This is a genomic window from Roseovarius sp. (assembly GCF_040219995.1).
Taxonomy (GTDB): domain Bacteria; phylum Pseudomonadota; class Alphaproteobacteria; order Rhodobacterales; family Rhodobacteraceae; genus Roseovarius.
The window spans coordinates 1-15385 of sequence record NZ_JAVJUC010000043.1; the positions used below are offsets into that span (position 1 = coordinate 1).

18 protein-coding genes, 1 tRNA gene and 2 pseudogenes are annotated in these 15385 nt (G+C 64.9%); 16 read left to right on the plus strand and 5 right to left on the minus strand.

What is annotated here, in order from left to right:
* The 7 genes from RID11_RS19085 to RID11_RS19115 form a co-directional block, all read left to right on the plus strand.
* The coding region (locus RID11_RS19085) for a metallophosphoesterase (RefSeq protein WP_350141867.1) at positions 1-447 on the plus strand (447 nt) is incomplete at its 5' end.
* 14 nt (positions 448-461) lie between these two features.
* On the plus strand, positions 462-851 hold the full coding sequence (locus tag RID11_RS19090; RefSeq protein ID WP_350141868.1) for an MAPEG family protein: 390 nt from the start codon (positions 462-464) through the stop codon (positions 849-851).
* Positions 852-983: 132 nt separating this feature from the next.
* Positions 984-1277 (plus strand): ribbon-helix-helix domain-containing protein, encoded by a 294-nt coding sequence (locus tag RID11_RS19095; protein ID WP_350141869.1) that lies wholly within the window; start codon positions 984-986, stop codon positions 1275-1277.
* Positions 1278-1374: 97 nt separating this feature from the next.
* Positions 1375-2391, plus strand: coding sequence for a TauD/TfdA dioxygenase family protein (locus tag RID11_RS19100; RefSeq protein ID WP_350141870.1), 1017 nt, complete (start codon positions 1375-1377; stop codon positions 2389-2391).
* 331 nt (positions 2392-2722) lie between these two features.
* Entirely contained in the window at positions 2723-3118 is a 396-nt protein-coding gene (locus RID11_RS19105) for a VOC family protein (protein ID WP_350141872.1), read from the plus strand.
* Between the two features lie 57 nt (positions 3119-3175).
* The gene (locus tag RID11_RS19110) at positions 3176-3700 is read left to right on the plus strand and encodes a Twin-arginine translocation pathway signal (RefSeq protein ID WP_350141874.1); all 525 of its coding nucleotides are present in this window, start codon (positions 3176-3178) and stop codon (positions 3698-3700) included.
* Positions 3701-3729: 29 nt separating this feature from the next.
* Positions 3730-5301: a GMC family oxidoreductase gene (locus tag RID11_RS19115; RefSeq protein ID WP_350141876.1), complete on the plus strand. Its 1572-nt coding sequence runs from the start codon at positions 3730-3732 to the stop codon at positions 5299-5301.
* Positions 5302-5626: 325 nt separating this feature from the next.
* Here RID11_RS19115 and RID11_RS19120 read toward each other — a convergent pair whose 3' ends face one another.
* The gene (locus RID11_RS19120) at positions 5627-5953 is read right to left on the minus strand and encodes a DUF1330 domain-containing protein (protein ID WP_350141877.1); all 327 of its coding nucleotides are present in this window, start codon (positions 5951-5953) and stop codon (positions 5627-5629) included.
* A gap of 198 nt (positions 5954-6151) precedes the next feature.
* Between RID11_RS19120 and RID11_RS19125 the strand changes: the two genes are divergently transcribed.
* The 4 genes and pseudogenes from RID11_RS19125 (at position 6152) to RID11_RS19140 (ending at position 8509) form a co-directional block, all read left to right on the plus strand.
* Positions 6152-6226 (plus strand) — tRNA-Gly (locus tag RID11_RS19125).
* Between the two features lie 115 nt (positions 6227-6341).
* Complete coding sequence (gene hisB / locus RID11_RS19130; RefSeq protein ID WP_350141878.1) at positions 6342-6929, plus strand: imidazoleglycerol-phosphate dehydratase HisB; 588 nt, start codon at positions 6342-6344, stop codon at positions 6927-6929.
* Positions 6930-6932: 3 nt separating this feature from the next.
* Positions 6933-7571: an imidazole glycerol phosphate synthase subunit HisH gene (hisH, locus tag RID11_RS19135; protein WP_350141879.1), complete on the plus strand. Its 639-nt coding sequence runs from the start codon at positions 6933-6935 to the stop codon at positions 7569-7571.
* A pseudogene (locus RID11_RS19140) lies at positions 7572-8509 on the plus strand (glutaminase). It abuts the gene before it with no gap.
* Between the two features lie 299 nt (positions 8510-8808).
* On the opposite strand, the gene RID11_RS19145 reads toward RID11_RS19140, so the two are convergent.
* The gene (locus RID11_RS19145; RefSeq protein ID WP_350141880.1) at positions 8809-9243 is read right to left on the minus strand and encodes a VOC family protein; all 435 of its coding nucleotides are present in this window, start codon (positions 9241-9243) and stop codon (positions 8809-8811) included.
* Positions 9244-9304: 61 nt separating this feature from the next.
* Positions 9305-9694, minus strand: coding sequence for a DUF2147 domain-containing protein (locus RID11_RS19150; protein ID WP_350141881.1), 390 nt, complete (start codon positions 9692-9694; stop codon positions 9305-9307).
* A gap of 137 nt (positions 9695-9831) precedes the next feature.
* Here RID11_RS19150 and hisA point away from each other — a divergent pair, with 137 nt between their 5' ends.
* Entirely contained in the window at positions 9832-10554 is a 723-nt protein-coding gene (hisA, locus tag RID11_RS19155) for a 1-(5-phosphoribosyl)-5-[(5-phosphoribosylamino)methylideneamino]imidazole-4-carboxamide isomerase (protein WP_350141882.1), read from the plus strand.
* Positions 10555-10569: 15 nt separating this feature from the next.
* On the opposite strand, the gene RID11_RS19160 is transcribed toward hisA, so the two are convergent.
* On the minus strand, positions 10570-11022 hold the full coding sequence (locus RID11_RS19160) for a DUF302 domain-containing protein (RefSeq protein WP_350141884.1): 453 nt from the start codon (positions 11020-11022) through the stop codon (positions 10570-10572).
* A 102-nt stretch (positions 11023-11124) separates the two neighbouring features.
* Between RID11_RS19160 and hisF the strand changes: the two genes are divergently transcribed.
* The 3 genes from hisF to RID11_RS19175 are packed head-to-tail and all read left to right on the plus strand — an operon-like array spanning position 11125 to position 12494.
* Positions 11125-11889 (plus strand): imidazole glycerol phosphate synthase subunit HisF, encoded by a 765-nt coding sequence (gene hisF / locus RID11_RS19165; RefSeq protein ID WP_350141885.1) that lies wholly within the window; start codon positions 11125-11127, stop codon positions 11887-11889.
* Positions 11886-12200, plus strand: a complete 315-nt coding sequence (locus RID11_RS19170) for a phosphoribosyl-ATP diphosphatase (protein WP_350141886.1) — start codon at positions 11886-11888, stop codon at positions 12198-12200. Before hisF ends, RID11_RS19170 begins: the two co-directional genes overlap by 4 nt.
* A gap of 3 nt (positions 12201-12203) precedes the next feature.
* On the plus strand, positions 12204-12494 hold the full coding sequence (locus RID11_RS19175; RefSeq protein WP_350141887.1) for a Dabb family protein: 291 nt from the start codon (positions 12204-12206) through the stop codon (positions 12492-12494).
* A 74-nt stretch (positions 12495-12568) separates the two neighbouring features.
* On the opposite strand, the gene RID11_RS19180 is transcribed toward RID11_RS19175, so the two are convergent.
* On the minus strand, positions 12569-13906 hold the full coding sequence (locus RID11_RS19180; protein WP_350141888.1) for an amidase: 1338 nt from the start codon (positions 13904-13906) through the stop codon (positions 12569-12571).
* 52 nt (positions 13907-13958) lie between these two features.
* Between RID11_RS19180 and RID11_RS19185 the strand changes: the two are divergent.
* Positions 13959-15213: pseudogene (locus RID11_RS19185) on the plus strand (FAD-dependent monooxygenase).
* Positions 15214-15385 lie beyond the last annotated feature (172 nt).

Below are 15385 nucleotides of genomic sequence, written 5' to 3' on the forward strand. Positions count from 1 at the left end.
CTGAACGAAGAGGCCGAGGACACGCATTCCGGCTGGCTCTGCCCGACGCGTCTCGACTGGCTGGATGAGCGGCTGGCCGAGGCGGGTGACAGGCGGGTGATCGTCTTTACCCACCATCCGCCGATCGAGACGGGGTTCAAGGGGATGGACTGGATCGGGCTCAAGAACCGCGCCGACCTGACCGCGCGACTTGGCAGGGCAGGCAACGTGGCGCAGATCGTCTCGGGCCATATCCACCGCACGATCCAGGGCGCGGCGGGCGGTATCCCGGTGGCGATCCTCAAGAGCCCCTGCCACCAGATGCCGATGGCGCTCGGCTACCGCGACCCAAGCCTGTCGATCGACGAGCCCGGTGCCTATGGCCTGTTGCTGCTGACCGATGAGGGCGTGATCGTGCATAGCGAGGATTTCACCCTGCCACCGGTTGAGGCGCAGATTTATAGCTGAGAAGGGGACCGCAGATGTCACTCACCGTCACGCCGCTCTATGCGGGTCTTCTCGGCCTGTTGTTCGTCATCCTCAGCATCGGCGTCATCGCCGCACGATTCACCACGCATGTGCCGCTTGGCGATGGCGGTGAGACGCTCCTGATCAAGCGCATCCGCGTGCATGGCAACTGTGCCGAATATGCGCCGATGGGGCTGATCCTGCTGGCGATGACAGAGCTTCAGGGCGCGCCGCTCTGGGTGGTGCACCTGTTGGGGCTGATGCTGCTGGCCGGGCGCGTGCTGCATGCGGTCGGTCTGGGACGCACACCGCAGATCATCCTCTTTCGCCGTGGCGGAATGGTGCTGACCTTCGCGATGCTGATCCTCGCCGCGCTGGCCAATATCGGCCATGCCCTGACCTGACGCCGGAGACAGCGCCGTTGCCGTGCGGCGTGCTGCGGGCTTTCCCAAGTGGAAAAAATCGGCCATGATCCTAACTCAAACTGAGGTTCGGCGCGGGCCTGCCCGCCTGCCGGACGAGGGAGGATGGAAACCATGTGCCGAATATTCGCCGGGCAGGACCCGGACCGCTATACGTTGGAAACCCGCCGCATGCGCCTGAATGGCCAGAGCACGAGCATCCGGCTGGAAAAATCGTTCTGGATCATTCTGGATGAAATCGCCGCGAGCGAAGGGCTGAGCACGCCCGGCTTCGTCTCGAAGCTGCATGCGGAAGTGCTGGAATTGCATGGCGAGCCGGCCAATTTCACCTCGCTCTTACGCTGCACCTGCCTTGTCCACCGCGAGAATCCGCTGGAGGCGGAAACGCGGCAGATGGCGGCGGAGTGAGACGCGCCGTGGCGGGCATCGCCCGCCGCTGACCTGACCGATCCCTTTAAGATGGTGCGCCGTCCCCTATGTCTTGGACAGACAAAGGAGGTGCCCATTGCCCATCAATCACGCGAAACTCCCCCCGCTCGATCCGTCCCGCGCCGCCACAATCGAAGCGTTCGGCGGCCATATCGCCGCGCTGGAGCCGATCGGCGCGGAGGTCAGCGGCATTGATCTTGCCGCCGAGACAGCCCCGCCGCGCGAGGTGCTGGATGCGCTGGAACTGGAGATGGCGCAGCGCGGCTTTCTGGTGTTTCGCAACGCGGCCGAGATCGGGCATGAGGCGTTTCTGCGCGCAAGCTGCTGGTGGGGCGGGCGCGAGTTGCACAGCACGCACGGTGTCCACCCCGCCACGCCGGATGGCAACCCGCATATCTTTCGCCTGTCCAATGATCGCCGCCACGGCATCCCCGACGTCGGGCCGCAATGGCACAATGATGGCAGCTTCATCCCCGCCACCTTTTCGCATTCCGGCTATCACATCATCCGCCCGCCCGAGCGCGGCGGCGGCACGCATTTCGCGCATCAGGGCATCGCGCATGACGCCTTGCCCGAGGAGACACGAGAGCGCTGGTCGCGGCTGTCGTCGGTCAATTCCGCCTCGGGCGTCGTGCATCCGATGGTGCATACCCATCCGCTGACGGGGCGCCGCTGCATCTGGCTGCATCTCGGCATGACCGGTGCGATCATCGAGGCGCTGCCCGAGGCTGAGGGCTTTCGCCTGCTCGATGCGGACGAGATGACGGAGGTCTGCCATACCTATAACGATATCCTCAATGCCGGGCTGGAGAACGGCTATGCCACGCCGTTCGAGTACCGACAGAACGATTGCGTGTTCATCGACAACCTCGCCGTCGCGCATCGCGCCGCCCCCGAGGCGCATATGCCCGCCGATCAGCAGGGCCTGCGCATCATGCATCGCAGCACCACAAGGGGCACCCACCCGCTCGCCCCCGGTTTCGGCCTGCCGCAACATGTCGAGATCGACGGCGGCAACCCGTTCGGCAGCGGTGTGTGGCAGGGCGGCGGCATCGGGTTTCGCTGGGAGGAAGGAATACCGATGCGGAACTGAGGGGAGGGCAGAAATGGCGTTGAGCGGACCTTGCACTCCGCCAGAAGGTGCTGCGTGATCGCAGGGCCGGGGACTGGCGATGCAACGCTCGTGGCGGGCGCTTTATGCCAGCCAAGTCATTCTAAACTCAACACGGTGCGCCACCCCTCAAATCGCCAGGCCGCGGGACGGCCCGGCGATCGCGCGGCACCTTCGGTGCGTTTCGCGCGGGAAACGTCAACGCCCGCTTCAGGCCAAAAGCCCCCCAACCCTCTGTAGTATCCCCTTACTACCCGCACACCCTGCCCTTTGGTAAACTTTCCAGACCAACTGCAATGATCCGGAGGGCATGATGGCCAAAGCCATTCACAGCATGATTCGCGTTCTCGACGAGGCGCGGTCGGTTGATTTCTACAATCGCGCATTCGGCCTCGACGTCGCCGACCGGCTGGATTTCGAAAAATTCACCCTCGTCTACATGTCGAATTCCGAAAGCCCCTTCGAGGTGGAACTGACCGTCAACAAGGGCCGCACCGAGCCCTATGATCTGGGCGACGGCTATGGCCATCTGGCCGTTCTGGTCGAAGATCTGGAGGCCGAGCATGCGCGGTTCGAGGCGGAGGGCCTTGCCCCCCGCAAGATCGTCGAATTCGCACCTGACGGCAAACTGGTGGGCAAGTTCTTTTTCGTGGCCGATCCGGACGGCTATGAAATCGAGGTCCTGCAGCGTGGCGGGCGCTTCAAATGACAACACGGGCGCGGCCGGGGAGGGCCGCGCCCGTTTCATTTCATGGGAGGAGAACCAATGACCGATACCAAAGCCCGACAGGGTCTCTCACGGCGCGACTTGCTCGCGCGGTCCATGGCGGCGGGCGCAAGCTTTGTCGTCGGCAGCAGTTTCGTGGCTGGCAGCGATGCGGCCTGGGCGCTGGAGACCACGGCGCTCAAGCCCGAGACCATGGCGACGCTCATTCAGATGGCGCGCGACATCTATCCGCATGACCATCTGGCGGATGAGTATTACGCCATCGCCGTCAAGGGCTATGACGTCCCCGAAGCCGCCGAGGACGTCGAGGCCGGGATTGCCGGGCTGAACGCGGCGGCGCAGGGCAAGGGCCATGCCGATTACCTGAGCATCGGCTGGGAACGCGACCGCGTCGATATCCTGCGCGGCATCGAGGACAGCGCGTTCTTCCAGCAGGTGCGTGGCGGGCTGGTGACCGGCCTTTATAACCAAAAGGCGGTCTGGCCGCTGTTTGGCTATGAGGGCGAGTCCTATTCCAAGGGCGGCTACATCAATCGCGGCTTCGACGACATCACCTGGCTCTGAGCCATAGCCAACTGAGGAGGAACCCAACTATGGCTGCACCTTTTGATCTGACCGACGACTCTGTGATCGTCGTCATCGGCACCGGCGCGGGCGGCGGCGTGCTGTCGAACGAGTTGGCGCAACGCGGCGTGTCCGTGGTGGCGCTGGAAGCGGGCGGACGCTACCTGCCCGAGGATTACGTCAACGACGAATGGGAAAGCTTTGGCCAACTGGCCTGGCTCGACCCGCGCACCACATCCGGCGACTGGCGCGTGGCGCGCGATTTTTCCGGGCTGCCTGCGTGGATCGTCAAGGCCGTGGGCGGCACCACGACCCATTGGGCGGGCGCCTCGCTGCGCTTTCAGGACCATGAATGGAAGGCCGCGACCAACTATGGACCGGTGCAGGGCGCGAACCTTCTGGACTGGCCCATCGACGGCGCGGAAATGGCCCCGTGGTACGACAAGGCCGAGAAGAAGCTGGGCGTGACCCGCACCAACGACATGCCTGGCCTGCCCGGCTGTAACAATTACAAGGTGTTCGAGGCCGGGGCGAAAAAGCTGGGCTACAAGGAAGTCCATACCGGCCGCATGGCGATCAACTCCGAGGAATATGACGGGCGCATGGCCTGCCAGCAGACCGGGTTCTGCTTTCAGGGCTGCAAATGGGGCGCGAAATGGTCGGCGGCCTACACCGATATTCCGCGCGGCGAGGCGACGGGCAATCTGGAAGTGCGCGAAAAGGCGCATGTGGCGCGCATCCTGCACGATGACAGCGGCAAGGTGACGGGGGTCGAGTATTTCGACGCCGATGGCAATCTTCAGATGCAAAAGGCGCGTGCGGTCTGCGTGGCAGGCAACAGCTTTGAGTCGCCCCGTATACTGCTCAATTCCGCGTCTTCAATGTTCCCCGATGGCCTTGCCAATTCCTCGGGACAGGTCGGGCGCAACTACATGCGCCACATGACCGGATCGGTCTACGGCATCTTCGACAAGCCGGTGAAGATGTGGCGCGGCACCACGATGGCGGGCATCATTCAGGACGAGGCGCGGCACGATCCCTCGCGCGGGTTCGTGGGCGGCTATGAGTTGGAAACGCTGGCGCTTGGCCTGCCCTTCATGGCGGCGTTTCTCGATCCCGGCGGGTGGGGGCGCGAATTCACCACGGCTCTGGACGCTTACGAGAACATGGCGGGCATGTGGATCGTGGGCGAGGACATGCCGCAGGAGACCAACCGCGTCACCCTCAACCACGAGGTCAAGGACCAGTACGGGCTGCCGGTGGCGAATGTGCATTTCGACGACCACCCCAACGATATCGCGATGCGCAACCACGCCTACACGCAGGGGGCCGCGATCTACGATGCGGTGGGGGCCACGCGCACGCTGCCGACACCGCCCTACCCGTCGACGCATAACCTCGGGACCAACCGGATGTCCGAGAACCCGCGCGACGGGGTGGTGAACAAATGGGGCCGGACCCATGACATTCCAAACCTCTTCGTCTCTGACGGGTCGCAATTCACCACCGGGGCGGCGGAAAACCCGACGCTGACGATCGTGGCGCTGGCCATCCGGCAGGCCGACCACATCGCGGGGGAGATGTCACGCGGCAACCTCTGAGACGAGGCTGCCCGTCCTCTCCCGGTGCCCTCCTCTCCCCAGGGTGCCGGGGGAAAGTCCCCGCCGGTTGTGGGTGAAATTGGCCTGTTGCTGCCGTTGACATCTAGGGCCAATGCGCGGAATCGAGGTGCCGCAGGCACCGCCGCGCAGCGCCCGACCGCCCCCTCGGGCGGGCGCTTTTGCAACGTTTCAAGCTATTGAAAACGCGGGAGTGTTTGGCTGGCATAAAGTGCGGTCCACCGAGGTTGCTGCGCCCGCCCGGCGGTCGGGCACCGCGCGGCTTATCTCTAAAACCGTCAAAGACCGCTTCAGGCCAACCCCGCCCCTACCCTTTCGGCAGATACGGGATCGAGCCTGCAACATCGGTATCGTCGATCACCCAGAAATGCCCCTCGCTGCCGGCCTGCCGGGCCTGTGCGAGCGGGGCATACTCGGCATCCTCGGCAAAGGCACGCGCCGCATCCGCCGAGGGAAACGCGATCAGCGCGATCAGGGTGGTATCCGGTGCCGCACCCTCGAGCGTGTCGATATTGGCGCTGCGCGACAGGTAGCGCCCACCATGTTTTGCGGCGATATCATGGGTGCGGGCCGCGTAATCGGGCACCCAGGCGTCATCGGTGATCTTGACCTGCGCAATGAGATAGGCGGGCATGGTGGTTCTCCTCCGGTTACCAATGGCGGACCTTGGGTCCACCCGACAGGGCGACAGCCTAATCAACGATGCGCAGAACCAAAGACACGTTTGCGTCAGCACCGCCTTCACCCCGCGCCTCAAAATTTTCCCCGCCGCCCGCAATTTTCCTCTTGCAGCCGCGCGCCAGAGTTTATAGATCACGGCTCACCCAAGGACGCGGGCGTAGCTCAGGGGTAGAGCATTACCTTGCCAAGGTAAGGGTCGAGAGTTCGAATCTCTTCGCCCGCTCCATTTTCTCTCTCACACCAGACAGATATGGGGCGATCCGCCGGGGCGGTCGCGGCCTTCCCTCTTGGCCTGTGGGCCAAGCCGCAGTATAGAGCGCCCAAGCATCAGCGGAGGCCCCATGCGCAACGCCACGATCACGCGAAAGACCGCAGAGACCGAGATCACCGTCGAAATCGCCATCGACGGCTCCGGCATCTATGACAATCAGACCGGTGTCGGCTTTTTCGATCACATGCTGGATCAACTGGCGCGGCATTCGCTGATCGACATGACGGTGCGCTGCACGGGCGATCTGCATATCGACGATCACCACACGGTCGAGGATGTGGGCATCGCACTCGGGCAGGCGCTGAGCCACGCCATTGGCGACAAGCGCGGCATCCGCCGCTATGGCGCGTGCCTGCTGCCGATGGATGATGCGCTGGTGCGCGCAGCCCTCGATCTGTCGGGGCGGCCCTATCTGGTGTGGAACATGGACCTGCCCACGGCCAAGATCGGCACCTTCGACACGGAACTTGTGCGCGAGTTCTTTCAGGCGTTCAGCACCCATGGCGGCATCACGCTGCATGTCGATGCGCTGCACGGCATCAACAGCCACCACATGGCCGAGGCGGCATTCAAGGCGGTGGCGCGCAGCTTGCGCGAGGCGCTGGAAAGCGATCCGCGCAAGTCGGATGCGATCCCGTCGACCAAGGGCAGCTTGTAACCCATGACCACCGTCATCGTCGATTACGAGAGCGGCAACCTGCACTCGGCGGAAAAGGCGTTTCAGCGCATGGCGCGCGAGACCGGTTCCGGTGAGGTGAGCGTGACCTCCGATCCGGAGGTGATCCGGCGCGCAGACCGCATCGTGCTGCCGGGCGACGGGGCGTTTCCGGCCTGCCGCACCGAACTCTACGATCATCGCGGTGTCTATGAGGCGATCGAGGAGGCGGTGATCGGGGGCGGGCGTCCGTTCATGGGCATCTGCATCGGGATGCAGATGCTGGCGACGCGCGGGATGGAATACGAGGAGACGCCCGGTTTTGACTGGATCGGCGGCACGGTCGAGCATATCGCGCCGTCTGATCCCGCGCTGAAGGTGCCGCATATGGGCTGGAACGATCTGGTGATCGACCGACCGCATGCCATTTTCGACGGGATCGAGACCGGCGATCATGCCTATTTCGTGCATTCCTATCATTTCCGGGTGGATGATCCGGCGCATCTGCTGGCGCATGCCGAATATGGCGCGCCGGTCACCGCCGTTGTCGGGCGCGACACCATCGTCGGCACGCAGTTCCATCCTGAAAAGAGCCAGGCCACCGGGCTGCGCCTGATCGCCAATTTCCTGACCTGGACCCCCTGAATGGGCGGCGATCCGTTGCAGGGTATCCTCGACGAGATCGCGGCGGAGGCACGCGACAGCCCCGAGCGTGGCAAGGTTGCAGATTACATTCCCGAACTGGCCTGCATTGACCCGGATCAGTTCGCCATCGCCATCGCGCGGCCCGGACAGCCGACCCTGACGGCGGGCGATGCGAGCGTGGCTTTCTCGATTCAGTCGGTGTCCAAGCTCTTTATGCTGGCCCTCGCTCTCGGACGGCTGGGTGACCGGCTCTGGTCCCGCGTCGGGCGCGAGCCCTCGGGGCAGGCTTTCGATTCGATGCTGCTGCTGGAGTTGGAAAAGGGCCGCCCGCGCAACCCGTTCATCAACGCAGGTGCCATCGTCACCACCGATGCCGTCCTCGAAGGGGCCAGCCCGCGTGAAGCACTTGGCGCGCTGTTGCGGTTCATCCGGGCGGCGGCGGGGATGAAGCCATCCATATCAACGACCGGGTCGCCGCATCGGAGACGGCGACCGGCCACCGCAATCTGGCGCTGGCGCATTACCTGCGGTCGCATGGCAACCTGAGCAACCCGCCCGAGATGACGCTCGGCACCTATTTCCACCAATGCGCGGTTGAAATGAGTTGTGCGCAACTGGCCGATGCCGGGCTCTTTCTGGTGGGCGGCGCGGGGGCACCGCGCCTTGTGTCACAGGCCCGAATCCGGCGGATCAACGCGCTGATGATGACCTGCGGGCATTATGACGGGTCGGGCGACTATGCCTTTCGCGTCGGTCTGCCGGGCAAGAGCGGCGTGGTCGGCGGGATCCTGTCGATCGTGCCGGGGGTAGCATCGGTGGCGGTGTGGTCGCCGGGGCTCAATCACTACGGCAATTCCAAGCTTGGCACCGAGGCGATGGAACGGCTGGCGGCGCGCACCGGATGGTCGGTCTTCGGACCGGAGGGGAAGAGCGGCTGAGGGGCGCGGTGCGGGGATCATCTTGCACGGGGCCAATCGGAGAGGGTTATTGATGCGAATGGCCTGGAGCGGACCTTCGGTTGAAGCACCTGCGCGAAACGCGGCCGAAGGCCGCCGCGCATCGCCGTGCCGCCCCCCGGCGCGGCGATTTGGCTGCAACCAGCTCTGCGCTCGGATGTTTTTCGGGCTTGGCTGAGATAAAGCCCCGCCAAACTAGCCTACGATCGCCACACCGCGGCACGACGATGCGCGGCTCACGGCAACGACAACTTCAGGCCAACATCCACCCACCTTACAGCCTACCGCGCCCATAGCCGTGGCTCTGCCATCTCCAGCGAGTTCCCCGCCGGATCGCGGAAATAGATCGAACGCGCGCCGTTCGGCCAGTGGAAATCCGCCTCGATTTCCACCCCCGCCGCGTCCAGCCGTGCGCACCAGTCATCAAGCGTCGTGCCATCGACCGCAAAGCAGAAATGCCCCGGCCCCTGCGCGCCATGGGGCGGCACCGGCATGGCCGGGTTGCCCGGCGGCTTGCAGGTCTCGGATGGGTTGAAGATCAGCAGCACACCGCCGCCGACGCGGTAGAAGACGTGCCGCGCACCGACCCGCACGATCCGTTCGAGCCCGAGCACGTCCCCGTAAAACCGCTCCGCCGCATCCAGATCATCGGCGTAGAGCGCGGCTTCGAGGATGGCGGCGGGCGGGGCGGCGTCAGGCAGGCTGTGGTCGGTCATGGGCTATGTTAACGCAAAGGGCGGGCCGACAAAACAGCACCGCCCAGTGCGACCGCGCCGCTTATTGCACCTTTTTCCAGGTACCCCCCTCGCGGCAGATGAACATCACGCAGCCGCTGACCTTGAGCCGGTCTCCCTGCAATTCCAGCTTGGAACTGTAGGTCTTGTCGCGATCCGGGGCATAGAGCTTACCCTCGTATTGGCCGTCTCCCACGGGCACGGTCTCGGAAATGATGTTGCGCCCGTTATTTTCGCTCGCCATTTCCTGACCATTGGCGTCAAAGGATTTCACCAGTTCACCGCAGAGCGCATTGCCGCAGGGCTTGACCTCGATCAACCCGGAGTTTCCGTTGTCGTCCTTGGCGGTCTGCCATGTGCCCAAAAGCGGCTCGGCCATCGCCATCCCGCCCATCAGGCTCAGTGCCGCACTCATCATCACCAGTTTACGCATGTCTCGTCCTCCCTGAGATATGCTGCGGAGCCTGAGCCAACCGGGGGCGTCAAATCAAGTCTGACGTCGGGTCGCGTTGCATTTCGCGTGGACGCATGCCAAAGGGCACGCGTCACAGCCTGCACGGAGCCCGCCCCATGATCCTCTATCCCGCCATCGACCTCAAGGACGGCAAGGCCGTGCGCCTGCTGCGCGGCGACATGGGGGCGGCCACCGTGTTCAACGATGACCCGGCGGCGCAGGCGATGGAATTCGTCGAGGCGGGCTGCGACTGGCTGCATCTGGTCGATCTCAACGGGGCCTTTGCCGGCGCGCCGGTCAACGCCGCCCCGGTCGAGGCCATTCTGGCGCGGTGCCGCGTGCCCGCGCAGTTGGGCGGCGGGATCCGCGACATGGCCACCATCGAAGCGTGGCTCTCAAAGGGGCTGGCGCGGGTGATTCTGGGGACCGTGGCGGTGGAGAACCCGGCGCTGGTGCGCGAGGCCGCGCGCGCCTTTCCCGGTCAGGTGGCGGTGGGGATCGACGCGCGAAATGGTCTGGTGGCGACCAAGGGCTGGGCCGAAGAGACGGATGTGGATGCCACGGAGCTCGCGAAATCCTTCGAGGACGCAGGCGTGGCGGCGATCATCTATACAGACATCAACCGCGACGGCGCGATGCAGGGGCCGAATGTCGAGGCCACTGCAGCGCTTGCCCGCGCCGTCTCGATCCCGGTGATCGCATCGGGCGGGGTGTCGTCGCTGGACGATCTGATAGCGCTGCGCGACTGTGGCGCGTCACTGAACGGTGCGATTTCGGGCCGGGCGCTTTATGACGGGGCGCTCGACCTAAAGGCGGCGCTTGCCGCGCTCAAATCCTGAGCGCGGCGCGACGCCTTACTGCCCTGCCGCCTTGCCCGTCAGCTTGCCGAGCGCGCCACTCATCATCTTGAGGTATTCCGCATCGTCCGAGATCGAGAGATCGTCGAACATCTCCTTGGGGTCCTCATAGGCAAGCCACGTCTGACCCGCGCCATCCTGATAGACCAGCACCTTCATCGGCAGGAACAGCCCCGCCACCGGGTCATCCTGCATCGCCTGCGTGCCGATCTTGGGGTTGCCGAAGATCAGCACCTGTGTCGGAGCAAGGTCCATGTCCACCGAGGCGGCCCCAGCCGCATGATCGACGCGGGCAAAGACATTGGCACCGGCCCCGGTCACGGCTGCTTCAAGGCGATCCATGGTTGTGGCGACATCGCCGGAAGACTTGACCTTGACGATATCGTCATTGCTGGCCAAGGCTGGCAAACCGGCCAGGGTGATCGCTGCTGCGACAAGAAAACGCTTCATGGTAAACTCCCTCGATTCATAAACAGATAATGGCTGCATCCTCTGGCATATTGATCTGAAAGCCCATAAACAACGCCGTGAAATTCCTGTAACAGCGACAATATGCTCAAGACCCGTATCATTCCCTGTCTCGATGTCGCCGATGGCCGCGTGGTCAAGGGCGTCAATTTCGTCGATCTGCGCGACGCGGGCGATCCCGTCGATGCCGCGCGCGCCTATGATGCGGCGGGGGCGGATGAGCTGTGTTTCCTCGACATTCACGCCACGCATGAGAACCGGGGCACCATGTTCGACGTGGTGCGCCGCACCGCCGAGCAATGCTTTATCCCGCTGACCGTGGGCGGCGGCGTGCGCACGCCAGAAGATGTGCGCGCGCTGCTGCTCGCGGGGGCGGACAAGGTCAGCTTCAACTCGGCGGCGGTGGCCGACCCGGACGTGGTGGCCCGCGCCGCCGACCGGTTCGGCAGCCAGTGCATCGTGGTCGCGATCGACGCCAAGACCGTCAGCTCCGGTAAGTGGGAGATTTTCACCCATGGCGGGCGCAAGCCCACCGGCATCGACGCGGTGGAGTTCGCGCGGCTTGTGACCGCGAAAGGCGCGGGCGAGATCCTGCTCACCTCGATGGATCGCGACGGCACCAAGGCGGGGTTCAACCTGCCCCTCACCCGCGCCATCGCCGATGCGGTGGACGTGCCCGTGATCGCAAGCGGTGGCGTCGGCACGCTCGATCATCTGGTGGAGGGGGTGACCGAGGGCCATGCCTCGGCGGTCCTCGCCGCCTCGATCTTTCATTTCGGCTCCTACACGATTGCCGAGGCCAAGGCGCATATGGCCGCCGCAGGCATTCCGATGCGGGTGGCGGCATGACGCTCGACGATCTTGCCCGCACCATCGCCGCCCGCGCGAGCGCCGATCCTGACAGCAGTTGGACCGCCAAGCTGCTCGCCAAGGGCCCCGAGAAATGCGCCGAGAAATTCGGCGAAGAGGCCGTGGAGGCGATCATCGAGGCGGTGAAGGGCGACCGCGCGCGCCTGACCTCCGAGGCGGCGGATGTGCTCTTTCATCTGCTGGTCATGCTGCAATCGCGCGGTGTCGCACTAGATGACGTGATGGCTGAACTGGATCGCCGTCAGGGCACCTCCGGCCTCTCTGAAAAAGCCTCTCGTTTGAAAGACTAGACCATGATCCGCCATATCGTTTTTTTCTCCGCCGCCGACCCGGCTGATATCGAGCGCATCCGCGAGGGTCTGATGATGCTCGCCGAAATCCCGCATTCGAGCCATTTCGAGGTCGGGCGCAACCTGCAAAGCGATTCCATCTCGCAAGAGCGGGTCGATCTGGTGGTCTATGGCGAGTTTGCCGATGAAGCGGCGCTTGCAGCCTACAAGGCGCATCCGGTCTATGCCGAATGCATCGCGCTGGTGCGGCCCATGCGGGAGTTGCGCATCGCTGCCGATTTCAAGGCGGGCTGAACGAGCCGGTTCCGAAATTTTTTCGCGAGAGAGCGAAGCCCAAGAGAATTTGAGAATTATCCTGGGCCTGTCTCTCAATTCGTGGATGCGAGCACGTCTTCGACCGCTTTCGCCACCCGCAGCAGACGCTCCTCCTGAAACGGCGTGCCGCACAGCATGATCCCGCAGGACGCAACGCCTGTGGGCAGGGTCATGGCGCTCAGACCCATCAGGTTGCCGACCCGGGTGTTGCGCAGGGTCAGCAGGTTCTCGGTCACGTAATACTCGTCATCCTGCATCAGCCGCGCATGATCGGGCGGCAGATTGGGGGCGGTTGGCATCAGCACCGCGTCATAGCCCGCGACCCGCGCCTGCCACGCCGCGCGCAGCCTCTCGAGCGTCTGCCAACCTGCCACGTAATCCGCCGCCGAGATCGCCTTGCCGCCCCGGAACCGTTCGCGGATGGGGGCGAACATCTTGTCGGGGTCCGCCTCGATCACGTCGCGCCACAATCCATAGGCTTCGCCGGAAAAGAGCGCGGGCGAGAGCGGCATCGCCTCGGCCACTTCGGGGGCCTCGATCTCCTCGATCACGGCACCGGCGTCACGCAGCCGGGCGCAGGCTGCGGCATAGCCCGCTTCGGGGGCCTCGCGCAGATCGTCCATCACCACCGTTTGCAGCGCGGCAAACCGCAACCCACGCAACGACACGCCCCGCAAATCCGCCGGTTTTTCGCCTTCGAGCGCTGCCAGCATCAGCGCGCAATCCTCGACCGAGCGTGCCAGTGGCCCGACCGTGTCGAATCGCAGGCAGAGCGGCACCACGCCTTGCAGCGAGACGCGGCCCGCCGTGGTCTTGAGCCCGACCAGATCATTCCAGGCAGCCGGAATACGCACCGAGCCGCCGGTATCCGACCCGATCCCGCAGGCGGCCAGATCGAAGGCCACGCTCGTCGCGGCGCCCGAGGACGACCCGCCGGGCACCGCATCCGCGTTGTTCACGCAGGGCGGTGTCGCGGTCACCGGGTTGAGACCGAGACCCGAGAACGCCAGCTCGCTCATATGGGTCTTGCCGAGGCAGACGAGCCCCGCTGCCGTGCCATTTCGCAGCACTTCGGCATCGCGTGTGGGCACGCGGCCTTTGAGTAGCGCCGATCCCGCCTCGGTCGCCACGCCCGCGCTGTCGAAGAGATCCTTCCAACTGACCGGCACGCCATCGAGCAGCCCCAACCGCTGCCCGGCCTTGGCCCGCGCCGCTGCTGCTGCAGCCTCGGCGCGGGCGCGGGTCTCGGTCACCGCGCTGTAGATACGGTCGCGCAGCGGGTGGGCATTGATCGCGGCAAGGTAGGTATCGCAGAGCGCCTCGGGGTCGATTTCGCCACGTCCAATGCCGCGTCCCAGATCGCCCGCCGTCATTCTCAGCCAGTCCTGCATCGTGCCGTCCCCTCTCATTATCCTGAAAACAGTGCTAGCGGCAGAGCGGCGCATGGACAATCCCGCACGCACGGACATATTGAGGGGCATGGAACATGACAGCGATATCCTGATCGTCGGAGGGGGGCTGAACGGCCCCGCGCTGGCGCTCGCCGCAGCACAGGCGGGCCTCTCCTCCACGGTGATCGACGCCCTGCCGGAGCCGACCCGCAAGAACGCCGGTTTTGATGGGCGGTCCTACGCGCTCGCGCTGGCCTCGGTGCGGCTGTTGCGCAACCTTGGTATCTGGGAGCGGGTGGCGGAGAACGCGCAACCGATGCTGGAAATCAAGGTCTCGGACGGGCGTGCGGGCGAAGGGCCGTCGCCGTTTTTCCTGCATTTCGATCATGCCGAGATCGAGGAAGGCCCGATGGGCCACATGCTCGAGGACCGTTTTCTGCGCCGGGCGCTGATCGAGGCGATGGCCGGGGAACCGCTGATAAAGCAGATGTCGAACGACACGTTGACGGCGCAGGAGGTGGGCACGACCGGCGTCTCTGTCACGCTCGCCTCGGGCAAGGTGCTCTCCGGGCGGGTGCTCGTCGGGGCCGACGGGCGGAGTTCGGGCACTGCCGCGCGGGCAGGCATCAGGCGCACGGGGTGGGGCTATGGCCAGACTGCGCTTGTCGCGGCCATCGAACATGACCTGCCGCATCACGGCATCGCGCATCAATTCTTCATGCCGCCCGGCCCGCTGGCCATTCTGCCGCTGCCGGGGAATGTCAGCTCTATCGTGTGGTCTGAGACCGACGCCACCGCCGCGCGCTTCGCCGCGCTGCCGGATGCCGAATTTATGGAGGTGCTGCGGCCCCGATTCGGTGATTTCCTCGGCGGGATCAAGCTGCGCGGCAGGCGCTACACCTATCCGCTCAGCCTGACGGTGGCGAACAGCTTTGTTGCCGACCGTCTCGCCCTGATCGGCGACGCCGCCCACGGGATGCATCCGATCGCGGGTCAGGGGCTCAATGCGGGGCTGCGGGATGTGGCAGCACTGGCGCAGGTGATGACCGAGGCTGCGCGCAGGGGCGAGGATATCGCCGCCGCAGACGTGCTCGCCCGCTACCAGCAATGGCGGCGGTTCGACACCGCGACACTGGCGATGGCGACGGACCTCACCAACCGGCTGTTCTCCAACGACAATCCGGTGCTGCGCGCCGCGCGCGATCTCGGGATGGGGGCGATCAGCCAGATGCCGGGGTTGCGCCGGGGCTTCATCCGCGAGGCGGCGGGGGCTGACGGGGGATTTGCCGGAGTTGATGAAGGGGTGAGTTGAGGGCTTATGGCCTGGAGCGGACATAGAACCCCGACAGAAGGTGCCGCGTGATCGCAGGGCCGGGGACTGGCGATGCAGCGGTCGTGGCGGGCACTTTATCCCAGCCAAATCATTCTAAACTCAACACGTTGCGCCACCCCTCAAATCGCCAGGCCGCGGGACGGCCC

Bases quoted from the DNA above. Each gene is read 5' to 3' on its own strand.
- RID11_RS19090 (WP_350141868.1), top strand. From the start codon at position 462: ATGTCACTCACCGTCACGCCGCTCTATGCGGGTCTTCTCGGCCTGTTG.
- RID11_RS19095 (WP_350141869.1), top strand. From the start codon at position 984: ATGTGCCGAATATTCGCCGGGCAGGACCCGGACCGCTATACGTTGGAA.
- RID11_RS19105 (WP_350141872.1), top strand. From the start codon at position 2,723: ATGGCCAAAGCCATTCACAGCATGATTCGCGTTCTCGACGAGGCGCGG.
- RID11_RS19110 (WP_350141874.1), top strand. From the start codon at position 3,176: ATGACCGATACCAAAGCCCGACAGGGTCTCTCACGGCGCGACTTGCTC.
- RID11_RS19115 (WP_350141876.1), top strand. From the start codon at position 3,730: ATGGCTGCACCTTTTGATCTGACCGACGACTCTGTGATCGTCGTCATC.
- RID11_RS19120 (WP_350141877.1), bottom strand. From the start codon at position 5,953: ATGCCCGCCTATCTCATTGCGCAGGTCAAGATCACCGATGACGCCTGG.
- hisB (WP_350141878.1), top strand. From the start codon at position 6,342: ATGCGCAACGCCACGATCACGCGAAAGACCGCAGAGACCGAGATCACC.
- hisH (WP_350141879.1), top strand. From the start codon at position 6,933: ATGACCACCGTCATCGTCGATTACGAGAGCGGCAACCTGCACTCGGCG.
- RID11_RS19145 (WP_350141880.1), bottom strand. From the start codon at position 9,243: ATGACCGACCACAGCCTGCCTGACGCCGCCCCGCCCGCCGCCATCCTC.
- RID11_RS19150 (WP_350141881.1), bottom strand. From the start codon at position 9,694: ATGCGTAAACTGGTGATGATGAGTGCGGCACTGAGCCTGATGGGCGGG.
- hisA (WP_350141882.1), top strand. From the start codon at position 9,832: ATGATCCTCTATCCCGCCATCGACCTCAAGGACGGCAAGGCCGTGCGC.
- RID11_RS19160 (WP_350141884.1), bottom strand. From the start codon at position 11,022: ATGAAGCGTTTTCTTGTCGCAGCAGCGATCACCCTGGCCGGTTTGCCA.
- hisF (WP_350141885.1), top strand. From the start codon at position 11,125: ATGCTCAAGACCCGTATCATTCCCTGTCTCGATGTCGCCGATGGCCGC.
- RID11_RS19170 (WP_350141886.1), top strand. From the start codon at position 11,886: ATGACGCTCGACGATCTTGCCCGCACCATCGCCGCCCGCGCGAGCGCC.
- RID11_RS19175 (WP_350141887.1), top strand. From the start codon at position 12,204: ATGATCCGCCATATCGTTTTTTTCTCCGCCGCCGACCCGGCTGATATC.
- RID11_RS19180 (WP_350141888.1), bottom strand. From the start codon at position 13,906: ATGCAGGACTGGCTGAGAATGACGGCGGGCGATCTGGGACGCGGCATT.